The following is a 16,137-nucleotide window of genomic DNA, read 5'->3' as shown; positions in this document are numbered from 1 at the left end:
GTCCAAATACACCTTCTCGTGACAGCGGCGCTCAGCCGCGTCCGCGCGCCTCGAAGCGCGGCAGCATCGCGGAGAAGTCGCGGCCCGCGCCGTCCTCCTCCTCGACGAAGCGGGCATAGAGCGCCATCGCCGCCTGACCCATGGGCGTGTCGGCATCGGCGCCTTCGGCGGCCGCCCGCGCAAGGCGCAGGTCCTTCAGCATCAGATCGGCGGCAAAGCCCGGCTTGTAATCGTTGTCGGCGGGGGATTTCGGCCCGATGCCCGGGGCCGGGCAATAGGTGTTCATCGACCAGCTCTGCCCCGAGGAAGTAGAGACCACGTCGAACATCGCCTGCCGGTCGAGACCCAGCTTGTCCGCGAGCGCGAAGGCCTCGCAGGTGGCGATCATCGTCACGCCGAGGATCATGTTGTTGCAGATCTTGGCGGCCTGGCCATTGCCCGAGGCGCCGCAATGCACGGATTTCGAGCCCATGATGTCGAAGAGCGGCTTCGCCGTTTCGAACCCCGCCGCGTCGCCGCCCACCATGAAGGTGAGCGTGCCCGCCTGCGCGCCGCCCGTGCCGCCCGATACGGGCGCGTCGAGCGGCAGAAGGCCCGCGGCGGCGGCGTCGGCGGCGACGGCGCGGGCGCTGTCCACGTCGACGGTGGAGCAATCGAGAAAGACCGCGCCGGCCTTCATCGCGGGGATCACCTCGGCGGCGACGGATTTCAGGATCTCGCCATTGGGCAGCATGGTGATGACCACGTCGGCGTCCCTGGCGGCCTCGGTCGCGCTGGCGGCGGTGGCGACGCCGTCGAGCGTGACGGTCTGGGTGTCGAAGCCGGTGACATCATGGCCCGCCTTGGCGAGGTTCTGCGCCATCGGGCCGCCCATGTTTCCGAGGCCGATAAATCCGATCTTCATCGCGTGGGTCTCCTGTGCCGAAAGGTCGTGGAAGGCGAGTTCTGCGTCGCGGACAGGTTGCAGCATCTTCGCCGCCGCCGCCAGCGGCACCGCATCGAGCGCGTGCTGCCATTTCGGCGCGCGGTCCTTGTCGATGACCTGGGCGCGCACGCCTTCGAGGAAATCGCCCTCGGGCAGGGCGCGGTGGGTGAAGCGATATTCGAGCGCGAGGGCTTTGCGGATATCGAGGCTGCCCGCGCGGTGGCGGTGCAACATCTCGAGCGTGACGGCCATCGACAGGGGCGCGTTGCGCGAGAGCGCCTTCAGCGCCGCGGCGGCGAACTCGGTTTCGGACGCCTTCAGCGCGTTGACGATGTCGATCAGGCGCTCGCCGGAGAAGAGCGCGTCGATCTCGGCCTGCTGCGTGGCGAGGGGGCTTTCGGGGGCGGGGCGCGCCGCGGCGGCGATGGCTTCGGGATCGCCGGTCTCGGCGAGCGTGGTCTTGAGCGTCTCCCATGCCGTTTCGGGAATGTAGTGATCGGCAAAGCCGCAATGAAGCGCGTCGCCCGGCCCCATCCGTGCCGCCGTCAGCCCGAGATATTCACCGAGGCGCCCGGGCGCGCGGGCCAGAAGCAGCGAGCCGCCCACATCCGGCACCAGCCCGATGCCGCATTCGGGCATGGCGATCTGCGTGCTGTCGCCGACGATGCGGTGACTGACATGGCCCGCAAGGCCCACGCCGCCGCCCATGGTGAAGCCCTGCGCGAAGGCCGCGATGGGCTTGGGATATTCCGCCAGAAGCGCGTTCATGCGGTATTCGTCGCGCCAGAATTGCCGCGCGCCTTCATATGCGCCGCGACGGCCTTCGTCATACATCGCGGTGATGTCGCCCCCGGCGCAGAAGGCACGCTCGCCCTCGGCGTCGATCAGGACGAGGGCGACCTCGGGATCGTCCAGCCAGTCGAGAAGGGCGGCCTCGATGGCGAGGCACATCGCGTGGCTGAGCGCGTTGAGGGCCTTGGGCCGGGTCAGGGTGATGCGGCCCGCGCGGCCTTCGCGGCGGATCGAGATCTCGGTCGTCTCGGCGGTCATCCCCGCGCCTCGAGCATCTTGCGGGCGACGATCAGGCGCATGATCTCGTTGGTGCCTTCGAGGATCTGGTGCACGCGCAGATCGCGCACGATCTTCTCGATCCCGTAATCGGCGAGGTAGCCGTAGCCGCCATGGAGCTGCAGGCATTGATCGGCGATGCGGCTTCCGGCCTCGGTGACGAATTTCTTCGCCATGGCACAGAATTGCGTGGCGTCGGGCGCGCCGGTGTCGAGTTTCCAGGCGGCCTGGCGCAGGAAGGTGCGGGCGGCTTCAAGCTCGATCTCCATGTCGGCGAGGCGGAATTGCAGCGCCTGGAACTGATCGATGCTTTTGCCGAAGGCCTTCCGCTCACCCATATAGGTCAGCGTCATGTCGAGGGCGGTCTGGGCCGCGCCCAGCGAACAGGCAGCGATGTTGAGCCGACCGCCATCGAGACCGGCCATGGCGTATCGGAAACCGTGGCCTTCCTCGCCGAGGAGGTTCTCGGCGGGGATGCGGCAATCGTCGAACTGCACCTGGCGCGTGGGCTGGGAGCGCCATCCCATCTTGTCCTCGAGCCCGCCGAAGGAGAGGCCGTCTGCGCCGTCTTCCACGTAGAGCGCGGAGATGCCTTTCGGACCATCCTCGCCGGTGCGGGCCATGACCACGTAGGCATCGGAATAGCCGCCGCCCGAGATGAAGGCCTTGGTGCCGGTGAGGCTGTAGCCCTCGTTGGTGCGGGTCGCGCGGGTCTTGAGCGCCGCCGCGTCCGAGCCGGAGCCCGGTTCGGTCAGGCAATAGGAGAGCACCTTGTCGAGCGGGATCGCCTCGGGGAGGATGCGGTCCTTCATGGCCTGCGCGCCGAACTTGTCGATCATCGCGGCGCACATATTGTGGATCGAGAGGAACGCCGCGACCGAGGGGCAGGCCATGGAGAGCGCCTCGAAGACGAGCGTGGCATCGAGCCGGGTGAGGCCCGCGCCGCCCGCTTCCTCGGATACGTAGAGGCCGCCGAACCCGAGCGCGCCCACTTCGGGCCAGAGCTCCTTCGGGATGTCGCCGGCCTTTTCCCAGGCCTGGGCATTGGGGGCGATGCGGTCCTGCCCGAAGGCATGGGCCATGTCGAAGATCGCGGTCTGTTCCTCGGTGAGTGCAAAGTCCATTCGCGGCCTCCCTTCCGGTAAATGAACGTATGTTTAATTAGTGTGGCAGGGCGCGGGCGCGGGTGCAAGGTGGATTGTTGCGGGCAAGGGTGCGGGCAGGTCTTGAGAATTGGTCTTGCGGGCGGTTGCCGTTCATCGGCCCGGGGAGGGCGTCTGGTGTGTCGCCGGTGGTGCTGCGAGCCCCGAGCGCGGAACAAGGCTGCTTGCAGCCGCCGCGCTCCAGCGCCGGTCCGGCCCCACCGGATTGGCGCTTTGATGACGTGGGCACACGGCCCGTACGGAGCAACGATGTGACAAGAATAAGCGCGGCCCGCAATGTTGCAGCGCCATTCCGCCGGACCGGCGCGTGAGCGATCGGCTTTTTTTGAGCAGGACTTTGCGTGGTTGTCCGGGTGTGCTGCGCACCCGGGGCGCGGGACAAGGCTGCTTGCAGCCGCCGCGCTCCGGCGGTCATGCGGGACGCATGCCTCCGGCATGACCCGGCCCGTCGCCCCAGAGGTGCGCCACTTTAAGTGACACGCCTTTGGCGTGGTGGGCTGGCGCTTTGGTGACGCGCATGCATGCGTTCGCTCGGAAGAGGTTCGTGGCCGGGATTAAGCGCCTGCGTTCCAACGGTGCTGCGCCGTCCCGCGGGCAGGCGCTTCGGCGGTGGTTCGTTTGGCGGCAAGCATTTCGGTGCCGCAGCTTGTCCCGGCATGTTCGGGACACGCCCGAGGACCAGCGCGCCGAGCGTCGAACGCAAAAGGCCCCGGGGATTGCCCGGGGCCTTGTCGCATGCATGACGGAAAAGCTCAGTCCATCGCTTTGAAGTTGAACTCGCCGCCTTCCTTGATGCCCGAGAACCAGCGCGCGGTGACGGTCTTGGTCTTGGTGTAGAACCGAAAGGCGTCGGGGCCGTACTGGTTGAGATCGCCGAAAGCCGATTTCTTCCAGCCGCCGAAGGTGTGGTACGACAGCGGCACCGGGATCGGGAAGTTGATGCCGACCATGCCCACATTGACCCGGTGCGCGAAGTCGCGCGCGGTGTCGCCGTCGGCGGTGTAGATCGCCGTGCCGTTGCCATAGGGGTTGTCCATGGTGAGCTTCAGCGCTTCCTCGTATGTCCCCGCGCGGACCTGGCTCAGGACCGGGCCGAAGATCTCTTCGCGGTAGATTTCCATCTCCGGCTTCACGTGGTCGAAGAAGGAGGGGCCGACGAAATAGCCGTCCTCGTAACCCTGAAGCGAGAAGCCGCGCCCGTCGATCACCAGGTCCGCGCCTTCGTCGACGCCGGAGCCGATCAGGCGCTCGATGCGCTCCTTCGCGGCGGCGGTGATGACCGGGCCGTAATCGACCTCGTCCTCGGAGGTGTAGGGACCGACGCGCAGCTTTTCGATGCGCGGCACGAGCTTGTCGCGCAGCTTGTCGGCGGTCTCCTCGCCCACGGGCACGGCGACCGAGATCGCCATGCAACGCTCACCCGCGGCACCGTAGCCCGCGCCCACGAGCGCGTCGGCGGCCTTGTCGAGATCGGCATCGGGCATGATGATCATGTGGTTCTTGGCGCCGCCGAAGCACTGGGCGCGCTTGCCGTTGCTGGCCGCGCGGCCGTAGATGTACTGCGCGATGGGCGTGGAGCCCACGAAGCCCACGGCGGCGATGGTCTCGTTGTCGAGGATGGCGTCGACCGCCTCCTTGTCGCCGTTCACGACCTGCAGCACGCCGTCGGGCAGGCCCGCTTCCTTCAAGAGCTCGGCAAGGCGCAGCGAGGTCGAGGGGCAGCGCTCGGACGGCTTCAGGATCATCGCGTTGCCCGACACCAGCGCGGGCGCCATTTTCCAAAGCGGGATCATGGCGGGGAAGTTGAAGGGCGTGATGCCGGCGACGACGCCGAGCGGCTGGCGCATGGAATAGAGGTCGATGCCGGGGCCGCCATCGTCGGTGAACTCGCCCTTCAGCATGTGCGGCGCGCCCATGCAGACCTCGACCACTTCGAGACCACGCTGCACGTCGCCGCGCCCGTCGGGCAGGGTCTTGCCGTGTTCGCGGCTCACCAGCTCCGCCAGCTCGTCCATATGCTCGTTGATGAGCTGGCCGAACTTCATCATCACCCGCGCGCGGCGCTGCGGGTTGGTGGCGCCCCAGGCCTTCTGCGCCTCGGCGGCGCGGGCGATGGCTTCGTTCATCTCGTCGACGCTGGCCAGCGGCACGCGGCCCTGCACTTCGCCGGTGGCGGGGTTCATCACGTCCGAGAACCGGCCGGAGCCGCCCTTGACGTGCTGGCCGTCGATGTAATGCGTCAGTTCGGTGGTCATGGCGATCCTCCTCGTTTCTGCAGGGAAAGATAGCCTTGCAAAATTAAAGGAAACAGGGGCAGCTTACCAAAAAGGGTTTGCGAAATCGCAAGGGGCAGCGACAGACATGAAAAGCTGGGACGATATGCGCATCTTTCTGGCCACCGCGCGGGGCGAAAGCCTGTCGGCGGCGGGGCGGCAGCTGAAGATGGATCCGGCCACGGTGGGCCGCCGCATCGCGCGGCTGGAAGAGGACTTCGGCACGCCGCTTTTCGCCAAGAGCCCGCAAGGTTACGCGCTGACCGAGGCGGGCACGCGGCTTCTGGGCCATGCCGAGGAGGCCGAGCAGGCCATGCAGGAGGCGCAGGAGACCGTCGCCGGGCGCACCGAGGGCATCGCGGGCCAGATCCGGATCGGCGCACCCGATGGCTGCGCCAATTACCTCCTGCCGCAGGTCTGTGCGCGCATCGCCGATGCCAACCCGGACCTCGAGGTGCAGATCGTGGCGCTGCCGCGCGTGGTGAACCTCTCCAAGCGCGAGGTCGACATGGCCGTCGGCGTCTCCGCGCCCACCGCGGGCCGCTTGACGGTGCAGAAGATCTGCGATTACAAGCTGCATCTCGCCGCCTCGCGCCGCTACGTGCGCAGCCACGGGCTGCCCGAGACGCTGGAGGATCTGCGCGCCCACCGGCTGGTCGGCTACATCCCCGACATGATCTTCGACAAGGAACTGGATTACCTCGACAACCTCGGCGTGGCGCGGATCCCGCTCGCCTCGAACTCGGCCTCGGTGCAGCTGCGCTGGGTGGCTGCCGGGGCGGGGATTGGGGTCCTGCACGACTTTGCCATGCAGGCGGCGGGCCGGGTGCTGCGGGTGTTGCCCGTGACCATCTCGCTCACCCGGTCCTTCTACCTGATCCGCCATGCCGACGACCGGCGGCTGGAGCGTCTGAACCGCTTTGCGCGCGCGCTGGTCGACGGAATGCGCGAAGAAGTGGCGCGGCTGGAAGGTCTGACTTGACAGGAGGGGCCCCGACCTCCGACGCTGAGGCTACGGCACGGCCAAAGGGAGGAACACCATGCAGGTCCATCAGATTCTGAAACAGAAAGCGGATGACGGGGTGGTCACGGTGGCCCCCGGGACGGGCATCGACGAAGCCGCGAAGATCCTGTCGGAGCGCCGGATCGGCACGCTGGTGATCTCGCATGATGGCGTCACCGTGGAAGGGGTCCTGTCCGAGCGGGACATCGTGCGCGTGCTGGGCACCAAGGGCGCCAGCTGCATGAACGACACGGTCGACGATCACATGACCCGCACCATCCAGACCTGCAGCCGCACCGACAGCGCCAAGGACGTGCTGGGGCGCATGACCGAAGGGCGGTTCCGGCACATGCCGGTGGTCGAGGACGGCAAGATGGTGGGCATCATCACGCTGGGCGACGTTGTGAAGGCGCAGCTGACCGAACTCGAGATGGAGAAGGACGCGCTCGAGGGGATGATCAAGGGCTTCTGACCCGGCGCGTCGCAGCCGCTTGCAATCCGGACCGTAATATTGTTGCGTGCCGCGCAACGAAAAAGCGCGAGACACCATCATGCCCATGCCCGTGCGGACCGCTCTCTATCCCGGGACCTTCGATCCGATCACCCTGGGCCATGTCGACATCATGCGCCGCGCGGCGCGGCTCTGCGACCGGCTGGTCATCGGGGTGGCGATCAATCGCGACAAGGGTCCGCTTTTCACGCTCGATGAGCGGGTGGCGATGATCGAGGCGCAATCCACGGCGCTGACGGCCGATATCGGCACCGAAATCGTGGTGCATCCGTTCGAGAACCTGCTGATCGACTGCGCCCGCGACGTGGGCGCGGGGCTGATCGTCCGCGGCCTGCGCGCGGTGGCCGATTTCGAATACGAATACCAGATGGTCGGCATGAACCGCGCCCTCGACGCCTCGATCGAGACGGTGTTCCTGATGGCCGAGGCCCGGCATCAGGCGATCGCGTCAAAGCTGGTGAAGGAAATCGCGCGGCTCGGGGGCGACGTCACCAAGTTCGTCACCCCCGATGTGCGGGCCGCGCTGGAGCAGCGTTTCGGGCCTGCTCACCCGTAGACGGCGTGGCGCGCGACCGCATCCTCCCGGCCGTTGATGTCCAGGTCGACCTTCTGTTCGAAGGGCAGGGACTTTAGTTCGTGGCGCGTGCGGGTATAGCGCATGTGCTGGTCGAGGCGGGTCTTGACGTGGTCGAAAAGGGTCATGATTGATCTCCGGTTCGGTGTGTGAGGGGCTGTTCTTGCCTCTGTTGGCGCTAACATATGCGCTGAACCGCGGCTCACAACGCCCATCACCGAAGAGCCGTTCTGCAGCCATTGCATAGCGCCAAGGTCGCTGTTCAGCCGGTGTTAACCGTGGCCGTGGCAGGGTGGCGGCGAGTTGTTTCGGAGGACATGCCATGGATATCCTGCCCGTCACCGCGCTGCGCATCTCGCCGCTGGCGCCGAACCAGCCGGCCCCCGTGCCGCCGCCTCCGATGGGCGGGGCCGGGGGCACGACGCTTGCCGCGCCGCTGATGCCGCCGCCGCCGGTGGAGACCGCGCTGCTGCCGCGCGCAGCACAAGGCTATGCCGCGGCCGTGGCGATCACGAATCCGGACTAGGCGGGGTAGGACAGGCGTGATTTGTCAACGGGGCTGGGGGGATGCCGGCTGCCGTGACCGTGGCTGCGGGGACCGGGACCGCGAAGCCCGCAAAGCGCGGGCCGCGCAAGAAAAAGGCCGGACGCATCGGTCCGGCCCGTCTGGTATCTGGCCTGTCTCGCAACCGGCCCGTCTCGTAAGGGCATCGGCGGGATGCGGCGGGCGCCCCGTCCGGACGCGCCGCGGCAATTCTGGGCTCAGACGAACTTGCCGAGCACCGTCGCGGTGTCGAGCATCCGGCTCGAGAAGCCCCATTCGTTGTCGTACCAGCTCAGGATCCGGACGAAATTGCCGTCCATGACCTTGGTCTGATCGGTCGCGAAGATCGACGAATGGGCGTCGTGGTTGAAATCCATCGACACGAGCTTGTGGTCGGTCACGCCGAGGATGCCTTTCAGCTCGCCCTCCGCCGCTGCCTTGATCGCCGCGTTGATCTCGTCGACATCGGTGTCGCGGCCCGCCTCGAAGGTCAGGTCCACGACCGACACGTTCGGCGTCGGTACACGGATCGCCACGCCGTCGAGCTTGCCGTTGAGATCGGGCAGCACGAGGCCCACGGCCTTGGCTGCACCGGTCGAGGTCGGGATCATGTTCAGCGCCGCGGCGCGCGCGCGGTAGAGATCCTTGTGCATCGTGTCGAGCGTCGGCTGGTCGCCGGTATAGGAATGGATCGTGGTCATGAAACCGCGGGTGATGCCCACCGTTTCGTGCAGGACCTTGGCCACCGGCGACAGGCAGTTGGTGGTGCAGGAGGCGTTCGACACGACGAGATCATCGGCGGTCAGGCTGTCATGGTTGACGCCGTAGACGATGGTCTTGTGCGCCTCGGAGCAGGGGGCCGAGACCAGAACGCGCTTGGAGCCGTTCTCGAGATGCAGCGCGGCCTTCTCGCGCGAGGTGAAGATGCCGGTGCATTCCAGCGCCACGTCGACATCGGACCAGGGCAGCTCCTTCGGGTCGCGGATGGCGGTGACGCGGATCGGGCCGCGCCCGACGTCGATCCAGTCGTCGCCTGTGGTCACCGGGGCGGGGAAGCGGCCATGCACGCTGTCATATTGCAAAAGGTGGGCATTGGTCTCCACCGGGCCGAGATCGTTGATCGCAACGACCTCGATATCCGTGCGCCCCCCCTCGATCAGGGCCCGCAGGATGTTGCGGCCGATACGTCCGAAGCCATTGATCGCGACTTTCGTGGTCATGGAGATCTCCTTCCGGGCTAACCTGATTTCCTCGTTACCGCTAACAATCAAAGCGGTCGTCACGTGTCAAGGTGAGCCATCCGCCGCGGCGGTCAAGCGTCACCGCCAGAACGCGACCCAGCCGAGCAGCTGGAAGAACTTCTGACCGAGGAAGATCATGTGCTCCGTGCCGAAAATCGCCATGTCCATGATGATGGCGCCGAGAATGAGCGCGCCCAGGGAAAGGGCCAGTCCGTTGGTCATATCCGCCTCTGACATGCGCAGCGATGGGCGCTGCCCCTCAGGTGTAGCATCGGCGGGACGGGCTTGGACAGCCGCCGCGCGTTCGCGGGCGCGAAGCGTTGCAGCCGGAACGCCTGGAGGCGTGGATCGCTGGCCGGGCGGGGCGGACGGTCACGCAGGACGGCCCGGGAATGCGCCGTCAGGGGCAGGGCAATGGCCCGGGTGCGGGCCCGTCGCGGGCCGCACCCGGAGCGCCGTGCCGCTCAGTGCAGCCGGCGGCCGATCTCGGCGGCCACGTCGGCCATGCGCGCCGAGAAGCCCCATTCGTTGTCGTACCAAGCGAGGACCCGCACCAGCCGCGCGCCGGTCACCTTGGTCTGGTCGGGCGCGAAGATCGAGCTTTGGGTCGTGTGGTTGAAATCGATCGAGACCTTGGGCTCGGGGTCATAGGCCAGCACGCTGCCCATGCGGCCCGCGGCGGCCTCGGCCACGACCTCGTTCACGTCCGCGACGGTCACGTCTTTCCGCGCGATGAAGGTCAGGTCCACCGCCGAGACATTGGGCGTGGGCACGCGGATCGCCGAGCCGTCGAGCCGGCCCTTGAGACCCGGCAGCACCTCGCCGATAGCCTTCGCGGCCCCCGTGGAGGTCGGGATCATCGCCATCGCCGCGGCGCGGGCGCGGTAGAGGTCCTTGTGGCGGCGGTCGAGCGTGGGCTGATCGCCGGTATAGGAATGGATCGTGGTCATGATGCCGCTCTCGATGCCAATGGCCTCGTCGAGAACCTTGGCGAGCGGGGCAAGGCAATTCGTCGTGCAGGAGCCGTTCGAGATCATCGTCTCGCCCGCGAGCAGATCGCGATGGTTCACGCCGTAGACCACGGTGCGGTCGACGTTCTTCGCCGGGGCCGAGATCAGCACGGATTTCGCGCCGCGCGCGCGATGCACCCCCGCCTTCGCGCCGTCATTGAACTGGCCGGTGCATTCGAGCACGACATCGCAGCCGTCCCAGTCGAGCTCGGCGGGATCGTAGGTCGAGAACATCTGCATCGGCCCGCGGCCCAGATCCATCGTGTCGCCCGAGATGCGCACCTCGCCCGGAAAGCGGCCATGCACGCTGTCGTAGCGCAGCAGATGGGCCGAGGTTTCGAGCGGCCCGGTGGCGTTGATCTTCACCACCTGCACGTCGTTGCGCGCGCTCTCGGCGATATGTGCGAGAGTGGACCGCCCGATGCGGCCGAAACCGTTGATGCCGAGGGTAACCGTCATGCGACTTGCTCCTGCCGATAGATTGTGAACAACTGCATACCGTCAGGGGCTTCGCGGAGGCAACGCGAAAACCCGTTTTTCGACAGTGTGTTAGCGATAAAGGTCACCCATTTGGCACTGGTGGCGCTAACCCTTGCGGACCGGTCGCGCTAACATCCGGCCGGGAATCGGAAAGGAGGCCGGGATGGCCGATCTGGCAAGCCTCGCGGGGCGAATCCTTCTCGCGGTTCTGTTCCTTGCGGGCGCGGTGCAGAAAGCCGCCGATCCCGAGCCGGCGATGACGCTGCTGACCGGGTTGGGCTTGCCGGGCCTGCTGATCTGGCCCGCGGCGGTCTATAACGGGATGGCGGGGCTGGCGCTGGTCTTCGGGGTCGCCACGCGCCCCGTGGCGGCGAGCCTCGCTGCCTATGGCGCGGCGACGAGCCTCTTTCACCTGATCCCCGAGGATCCCTGGCAGATGTCGATCTTCGTGAAGAACTGGGCCATCGCGGGGGGCTGCCTCGTGCTGGCGGCGCATGGGCCCGGGCGCTTTGCGCGCCAGCCCTTGCGCTGAGGGCGCGGCGCATTAGGGTTCGGTGCGATCTCATACGGGATACCGGGCGGCGTACCGGCGGCGAAAGGGCATGACATGAGCGGACTTCTGGCACTTCTCGATGACGTGGCGGGGATCGCGAAGGTGGCGGCGGCCTCCGTCGACGACGTGACCGCACAGGCGATGAAGGCCGGATCGAAGGCCGCGGGTGCGGTGATCGACGACGCCGCGGTGACGCCGAAATACGTGCAGGGCTTCGAGCCCGCGCGGGAATTGCCGATCATCTGGAAGATCGCCCGCGCCTCGATCTTCAACAAGCTGGTCTTCCTGCTGCCCGCGGGGCTGGCGCTGTCGAACCTGCTGCCCTGGGCGATCCCGCCGCTTCTGATGTTGGGCGGCGCCTATCTGTGCTTCGAAGGGGCCGAGAAGCTCGCCCATGCGATCATGCCGCATGACGATCACACGCCCGGGCCAGATGGCAGCCACGATATCGGCGATCCCATGCATCTCGAGGAGCAGAAGGTCGAGGGTGCGATCAAGACCGATTTCATCCTGTCGGCGGAGATCATGACCATCGCGCTGGCGGCGATCCCGGCCTCGACGCTGTGGATGGAGGCGGCGACGCTGGCGATGGTGGCGGTGATGATCACCACCGCAGTCTACGGATCGGTCGCGCTGATCGTGAAGATGGACGATATCGGGCTGTGGCTGACCCAGGTCGGGCGGACCGGGCTGACGCGCGGCTTCGGACGCGGGGTCGTGAAGGCGATGCCGGTGGTGATGAAAGTGCTGTCGGTGGTGGGCACCGCGGCCATGCTCTGGGTCGGCGGGTCGATCATTGTGCACGGGCTGGCGCAGATGGGCTGGCATGCGCCCGAGGAGATCATCCACGACATCGCCGTGGCCGCCGCGGGGTTCGCCTCCGACGGGCTGCGCGGGACGGTGGAATGGATCGTGACGGCCTTCTGCGACGGGGTTCTGGGCGTGGCGCTCGGGCTGATCCTGATCCCCGTGGGCACCAAGCTCGTCGCGCCGCTCTGGGCGCGGTTCGTGGAGAAGGCGCCGTCCTTCTGACGGCTTTGGATTGAAGGGGGGCGTTTTCCATCGTGGAAAACGCGGCGAAATCCGACGCGGATTTCGGCGTGGTCTCTGGCGACGGCGATCCATTTCGGGCCTGCGGGCGGGAAATCCGACGCGGATTTCAGCGTGGTCTCTGGCGAAAGCGACGCGCTTCGGGCCTGCGGGCGCGAAATCCTCGCAGGATTTCGAGGCGGTGTCTTCGCAAGACACCGCCCTTTGACCCTCAGCCGCCGGGCGTCAGCCGTACCAGGCGGCCCCGGTCCGAATCCGTCACGGCGAGGATCGCGCCATCGCGGTCGACCGCCACGTCCCGCACGCGGCCCAGATCCATGCGCAGGCGCTCTTCTTCGGTGACGCGGTCATTCGGCCCGAGCGACAGGCGCACGATCCCGCCGGGATTGAGCGAGGCGATGAAGATATCCCCCTGCCAATCGCCGAACAGCGCACCGTCATAAAGCGTCATGCCCGACGGTGCGATCACCGGGTCCCAGAAATAGACCGGCTGTTCCAGTCCGTCCTGCACGGCGGCGTTCGCGCCCACCGGCGAGCCGTTGTAATTCTCGCCGTAGGAGATCACGGGCCAGCCGTAATTCTTGCCGCGCTCGATCCGGTTGAGCTCGTCGCCGCCCGCGGGCCCGTGCTCGATCGTCCATAGATGGCCGTCGCGGTAAAGCGCGCCCTGCGGGTTGCGATGCCCGCGCGACCAGATCTCGCCGTTCTTGCCGCGGTTGCCTGCGAAGGGATTGTCCGAGGGGATGGCGCCGTCGAGGGTGAAGCGCACGGTCTTGCCATAGGTCGTGTCGAGCTCCTGCGCCAGTTCGCGCTCCCCCTCGCCGAAATGCTCGCCGGTGGTGACGAAGACATGGCCCGCCCCGTCGAATTCGATCCGCGAGCCGAAATGCATGGGCGAGTAGGAGCCCGGTTCCTGCACGAAGAACTCGGTCACGTCGTCGAGCGCGCTGAAATCCTCGGCCAGCGTGGCATAGGATGCGGCGGTCGCGTTGCGCCCCCGGAAGAGCGGCTTGGCATAGCTGAGATAGATGCGGCGGCTCTGCGCGAAATCGGGCGCCAGCGCCACGTCGAGGAGCCCGCCCTGGCCTTCGTTCAGCACCTCGGGCACGCCGCCAATCGGCGCCGAAACCGTGCCGTCCCGCGCGATGTGGCGCAGCGTGCCGGTGCGTTCGGTGACGAGATAGCCCGCATCGCCCGGCAGCACCGCCACGGCCCAGGGGCGCGACAGGCCGTCCGCGACGGTCGAGACCTCCAGCGCCACGCCGCTGTCCACAAGCGGGGCGCGGAACTGTTCGGCGAAGGCGGGCGGGAAATCGGTGTTCCGCGCGCCGCGCTCGAAATCCTGCGCGCAGGCGGGCAGGGCGAAGAGCAGCGTGGCGGCGGTGGTCAGGGCGAGGCGCATGGGGGCGGCATTCCTTTCGGTCGAGCGTAACGGGACGCCCCATAGGTATCGTCCCGGGCCGGGCTGGCAAACTCACCGTCGAGTGATCGGTCGGGGCATGGCCCGAGCGAGGGGCGGCGCCGCGGGCCCCACACGTAAACGCCCCGATGCCGATGGCATCGGGGCGTCCGCTCCGCGATCCGGGTGGGCCGGATCAGAGCATGGATTTGACCTTCTCGGCCACCGCTGCGGGGGTGATGCCGAAATGATCGTAGAGCGCGTCGGAGGGCGCCGAGGCGCCGAAGCCGTGCATGCCGACGAAGCCGCCCTTTTCGCGCTTGCCGCGCTCGCCGTAGAGCCAGCGGTCCCAGCCGAAGCGGATGCCCGCCTCGACGGCGACGCGCACCGGACCGCCGGGCAGCACACGCTTGCGGTAGGCCTCGTCCTGGTCCTCGAAAAGTTCCCAGCAGGGCATGGAGACCACACGGGTGCCGATCCCCTCGGCCTGCAGCAGGTCGCGGGCCTCCATGGCGATGGCCACTTCCGAGCCGGTGGCCATCAGGATCGCCTGGCGCTTGCCCTCGGCATCGGCCAGAACGTAGCCGCCCTGGGCCACGAGGTTCTTGGTCTTCATCTCGGTGCGCAGGGTGGGCAGGTTCTGCCGCGACAGCGCCAGCACCGACGGCGTCGCATCCTGGGTCAGCGCGATTTCCCACGCCTCCGCCGTCTCCGTCGTGTCGGCGGGGCGGAAGACCAGCGTGTTGGGCGTCGCGCGGCAGATCGCCAGATGCTCGATCGGCTGGTGGGTCGGGCCGTCCTCGCCGAGACCGATGGAATCGTGGGTCATCACGAAGACGGTGGGGATCTTCTGCAGCGCCGCGAGCCGCATGGCGGGACGCGCGTAATCGGTGAAGCAGAAGAACGTGCCGCCATAGGGCCGCACGCCGCCATGCAGCGCCATGCCGTTCATGGCCGCGGCCATGCCGTGCTCGCGGATGCCGTAATAGATGTAGCGCCCGTCGCGGGTTTCCGCGTCGAAAACGCCGAGATCCGCGGTCTTGGTGTTGTTGGAGCCGGTCAAGTCCGCCGAGCCGCCGATCGTCTCGGGCATGATCGGGTTGATCACCTCGAGCACCATCTCGGAGGATTTGCGCGTGGCGACCTTGGGCTGCGTCTCGGCCAGCTGCTTTTTCAGCGCCTTGATCGTGGCCGACAGCTTTTTCGGGGCCTCGCCGGCCATGGTGCGGGCGAACTCGGCCTGCTTGTTGCCGGAAAGCTTGGCAAGCCGCGCGTCCCATTCGGCGGAGGCCGCGGCACCGCGCGCGCCGACCTCTTCCCACCAGGACTTGATGTCGGCGGGTATCTCGAAGGGCGCCGCGCTCCAGCCCCAGGCGGCCTTGGCGGCGGCGTTCTGATCGCCATCGGTCAGCGCACCGTGCCCCTTGGAGCTGTCCTGCGCCGCGTGGCCGAGCGCGATATGCGTCTTGCAGGCGATCATCGAGGGGCGCGGATCGGCCTTGGCGGCGGCGATGGCGGCGTCGATGGCCTCGGGGTCGTGGCCGTCGATTTCCTGCACGTGCCAGCCCGAGGCCGCGAAGCGCTGCGGCTGGTTGGTGCGGTCCGACAGGCTGACCTTGCCGTCGATGGTGATGTTGTTGTTGTCCCAGAAGACCACGAGGTGACCCAGCTCCTGGCGGCCCGCAAGCGCGATGGCTTCCTGGCTGACGCCTTCCATCAGGCAGCCGTCACCGGCGATCACATAGGTGTGGTGGTCGATGATCTTCGAGGTGAAGCGCGCGCGCAGCGCCTCTTCGGCGATGGCAAAGCCCACCGACATGGCGATGCCCTGGCCAAGCGGGCCGGTCGTCGTCTCGATCGCGGTGGCGAGGAAGTTCTCCGGATGGCCGGCGGTGCGGGCACCGAGCTGGCGGAAATTCTTCACCTCGTCGAGCGTGATCTCCGCATCGCCGGTCAGGTAGAGCAGCGCGTAGAGCAGCATGGAGCCGTGGCCCGCCGACAGGATGAAGCGGTCGCGGTCGGGCCAGTCGGGGCGCGCGGCGTCGAACTTGAGATGCCTGGAATAGAGAACGGTCGCGACATCGGCCATGCCGATGGGCATGCCGGAATGGCCGGAATTCGCCGCGGCGACCGCGTCGAGAGCCAGCGCGCGGATCGCGGTCGCGCGCATCCAGTGGTCGGGGTGGGACGAGGAGAGGGCTGCGATATCCACGGGTCGGTCATCCTTGCTTGGATCTGAGACACCCTTGCGTCTAATGAGGCCCCCGGCCAAGATCAAGCGTGGCTCCCAAGGCCTTGACAGGAAAGGGGGCGCACATTTGCATCACTGTTGATAAAGTTGCC

At 67.3% G+C, this 16,137-nt stretch carries 15 protein-coding genes and 1 pseudogene; 6 read left to right on the top strand and 10 right to left on the bottom strand.

What is annotated here, in order from left to right:
• Positions 1 to 31: 31 nt before the first annotated feature.
• The 4 genes and pseudogenes from mmsB to BW990_RS10775 form a co-directional block, all read right to left on the bottom strand.
• Entirely contained in the window at positions 32 to 970 is a 939-nt protein-coding gene (gene mmsB / locus BW990_RS22250; protein WP_268794334.1) for a 3-hydroxyisobutyrate dehydrogenase, read from the bottom strand.
• Positions 950 to 1,975: pseudogene (locus BW990_RS22245) on the bottom strand (enoyl-CoA hydratase/isomerase family protein); the annotation flags it as partial. The gene mmsB and the pseudogene BW990_RS22245, both read right to left, overlap by 21 nt.
• Complete coding sequence (locus tag BW990_RS10780; RefSeq protein WP_076448050.1) at positions 1,972 to 3,117, bottom strand: acyl-CoA dehydrogenase family protein; 1,146 nt, start codon at positions 3,115 to 3,117, stop codon at positions 1,972 to 1,974. The pseudogene BW990_RS22245 and the gene BW990_RS10780, both read right to left, overlap by 4 nt.
• 791 nt (positions 3,118 to 3,908) lie before the next feature.
• A complete protein-coding gene (locus BW990_RS10775; RefSeq protein ID WP_076448049.1) occupies positions 3,909 to 5,411 on the bottom strand; it encodes a CoA-acylating methylmalonate-semialdehyde dehydrogenase in 1,503 nt (500 codons plus the stop codon).
• 106 nt (positions 5,412 to 5,517) lie between these two features.
• On the opposite strand from BW990_RS10775, the gene BW990_RS10770 reads away from it, so the two are divergent.
• The 3 genes from BW990_RS10770 to coaD all read left to right on the top strand — a co-directional run bounded on the left by BW990_RS10770 (position 5,518) and on the right by coaD (position 7,499).
• Complete coding sequence (locus BW990_RS10770) at positions 5,518 to 6,411, top strand: LysR family transcriptional regulator (protein ID WP_076448048.1); 894 nt, start codon at positions 5,518 to 5,520, stop codon at positions 6,409 to 6,411.
• Positions 6,412 to 6,469: 58 nt separating this feature from the next.
• The gene (locus BW990_RS10765) at positions 6,470 to 6,904 is read left to right on the top strand and encodes a CBS domain-containing protein (protein ID WP_076448047.1); all 435 of its coding nucleotides are present in this window, start codon (positions 6,470 to 6,472) and stop codon (positions 6,902 to 6,904) included.
• Between the two features lie 91 nt (positions 6,905 to 6,995).
• Positions 6,996 to 7,499 (top strand): pantetheine-phosphate adenylyltransferase, encoded by a 504-nt coding sequence (gene coaD / locus BW990_RS10760; RefSeq protein WP_076448159.1) that lies wholly within the window; start codon positions 6,996 to 6,998, stop codon positions 7,497 to 7,499.
• Here coaD and BW990_RS22105 read toward each other — a convergent pair.
• Positions 7,490 to 7,645 carry a hypothetical protein gene (locus BW990_RS22105; RefSeq protein WP_200798041.1) on the bottom strand — a complete coding sequence of 52 codons (156 nt, stop codon included), beginning with the start codon at positions 7,643 to 7,645 and terminating at the stop codon, positions 7,490 to 7,492. The genes coaD and BW990_RS22105 overlap by 10 nt on opposite strands.
• A gap of 194 nt (positions 7,646 to 7,839) precedes the next feature.
• Here BW990_RS22105 and BW990_RS10755 point away from each other — a divergent pair, with 194 nt between their 5' ends.
• Positions 7,840 to 8,043, top strand: a complete 204-nt coding sequence (locus tag BW990_RS10755; RefSeq protein ID WP_076448046.1) for a hypothetical protein — start codon at positions 7,840 to 7,842, stop codon at positions 8,041 to 8,043.
• Positions 8,044 to 8,279: 236 nt separating this feature from the next.
• On the opposite strand, the gene gap (BW990_RS10750) is transcribed toward BW990_RS10755, so the two are convergent.
• From gap (BW990_RS10750) to gap (BW990_RS10745), 3 genes are all read right to left on the bottom strand, one after another.
• Complete coding sequence (gap, locus tag BW990_RS10750) at positions 8,280 to 9,281, bottom strand: type I glyceraldehyde-3-phosphate dehydrogenase (protein ID WP_076448045.1); 1,002 nt, start codon at positions 9,279 to 9,281, stop codon at positions 8,280 to 8,282.
• Positions 9,282 to 9,380: 99 nt separating this feature from the next.
• Positions 9,381 to 9,539 (bottom strand): hypothetical protein, encoded by a 159-nt coding sequence (locus BW990_RS21830; protein ID WP_159441630.1) that lies wholly within the window; start codon positions 9,537 to 9,539, stop codon positions 9,381 to 9,383.
• Between the two features lie 227 nt (positions 9,540 to 9,766).
• Positions 9,767 to 10,771 (bottom strand): type I glyceraldehyde-3-phosphate dehydrogenase, encoded by a 1,005-nt coding sequence (gap, locus tag BW990_RS10745; protein WP_076448044.1) that lies wholly within the window; start codon positions 10,769 to 10,771, stop codon positions 9,767 to 9,769.
• A 184-nt stretch (positions 10,772 to 10,955) separates the two neighbouring features.
• Here gap (BW990_RS10745) and BW990_RS10740 point away from each other — a divergent pair, with 184 nt between their 5' ends.
• Together BW990_RS10740 and BW990_RS10735 are read left to right on the top strand one after the other, a co-directional pair.
• Entirely contained in the window at positions 10,956 to 11,324 is a 369-nt protein-coding gene (locus tag BW990_RS10740) for a DoxX family protein (protein ID WP_076448043.1), read from the top strand.
• A 75-nt stretch (positions 11,325 to 11,399) separates the two neighbouring features.
• Positions 11,400 to 12,377 (top strand): DUF808 domain-containing protein, encoded by a 978-nt coding sequence (locus tag BW990_RS10735; RefSeq protein ID WP_076448042.1) that lies wholly within the window; start codon positions 11,400 to 11,402, stop codon positions 12,375 to 12,377.
• 229 nt (positions 12,378 to 12,606) lie between these two features.
• Here BW990_RS10735 and BW990_RS10730 read toward each other — a convergent pair whose 3' ends face one another.
• Both BW990_RS10730 and tkt read right to left on the bottom strand, forming a co-directional pair.
• The gene (locus BW990_RS10730) at positions 12,607 to 13,797 is read right to left on the bottom strand and encodes a PQQ-dependent sugar dehydrogenase (protein WP_076448041.1); all 1,191 of its coding nucleotides are present in this window, start codon (positions 13,795 to 13,797) and stop codon (positions 12,607 to 12,609) included.
• Positions 13,798 to 13,990: 193 nt separating this feature from the next.
• Positions 13,991 to 16,006 (bottom strand): transketolase, encoded by a 2,016-nt coding sequence (gene tkt, locus BW990_RS10725; protein WP_076448040.1) that lies wholly within the window; start codon positions 16,004 to 16,006, stop codon positions 13,991 to 13,993.
• Between the last annotated feature and the right edge of the window lie 131 nt (positions 16,007 to 16,137).

The sequence above is a fragment of the Roseivivax lentus genome (assembly GCF_900156805.1).
In the GTDB taxonomy this organism is placed as follows: Bacteria; Pseudomonadota; Alphaproteobacteria; order Rhodobacterales; family Rhodobacteraceae; genus Roseivivax; species Roseivivax lentus.
The sequence above is the reverse complement of the archived record's forward strand: the minus strand, read 5'-3'. Positions and strand labels throughout refer to the sequence as shown.

Excerpts from the sequence above, each read along its gene's own strand:
- BW990_RS10775 (WP_076448049.1), bottom strand. The coding sequence starts at position 5,411 with ATGACCACCGAACTGACGCATTACATCGACGGCCAGCACGTCAAGGGC.
- BW990_RS10780 (WP_076448050.1), bottom strand. The coding sequence starts at position 3,117 with ATGGACTTTGCACTCACCGAGGAACAGACCGCGATCTTCGACATGGCC.
- BW990_RS10740 (WP_076448043.1), top strand. The coding sequence starts at position 10,956 with ATGGCCGATCTGGCAAGCCTCGCGGGGCGAATCCTTCTCGCGGTTCTG.
- BW990_RS21830 (WP_159441630.1), bottom strand. The coding sequence starts at position 9,539 with ATGTCAGAGGCGGATATGACCAACGGACTGGCCCTTTCCCTGGGCGCG.
- BW990_RS10755 (WP_076448046.1), top strand. The coding sequence starts at position 7,840 with ATGGATATCCTGCCCGTCACCGCGCTGCGCATCTCGCCGCTGGCGCCG.
- BW990_RS22105 (WP_200798041.1), bottom strand. The coding sequence starts at position 7,645 with ATGACCCTTTTCGACCACGTCAAGACCCGCCTCGACCAGCACATGCGC.
- BW990_RS10730 (WP_076448041.1), bottom strand. The coding sequence starts at position 13,797 with ATGCGCCTCGCCCTGACCACCGCCGCCACGCTGCTCTTCGCCCTGCCC.
- BW990_RS10770 (WP_076448048.1), top strand. The coding sequence starts at position 5,518 with ATGAAAAGCTGGGACGATATGCGCATCTTTCTGGCCACCGCGCGGGGC.
- BW990_RS10735 (WP_076448042.1), top strand. The coding sequence starts at position 11,400 with ATGAGCGGACTTCTGGCACTTCTCGATGACGTGGCGGGGATCGCGAAG.
- BW990_RS10765 (WP_076448047.1), top strand. The coding sequence starts at position 6,470 with ATGCAGGTCCATCAGATTCTGAAACAGAAAGCGGATGACGGGGTGGTC.
- gap (WP_076448045.1), bottom strand. The coding sequence starts at position 9,281 with ATGACCACGAAAGTCGCGATCAATGGCTTCGGACGTATCGGCCGCAAC.
- gap (WP_076448044.1), bottom strand. The coding sequence starts at position 10,771 with ATGACGGTTACCCTCGGCATCAACGGTTTCGGCCGCATCGGGCGGTCC.
- mmsB (WP_268794334.1), bottom strand. The coding sequence starts at position 970 with ATGCTGCAACCTGTCCGCGACGCAGAACTCGCCTTCCACGACCTTTCG.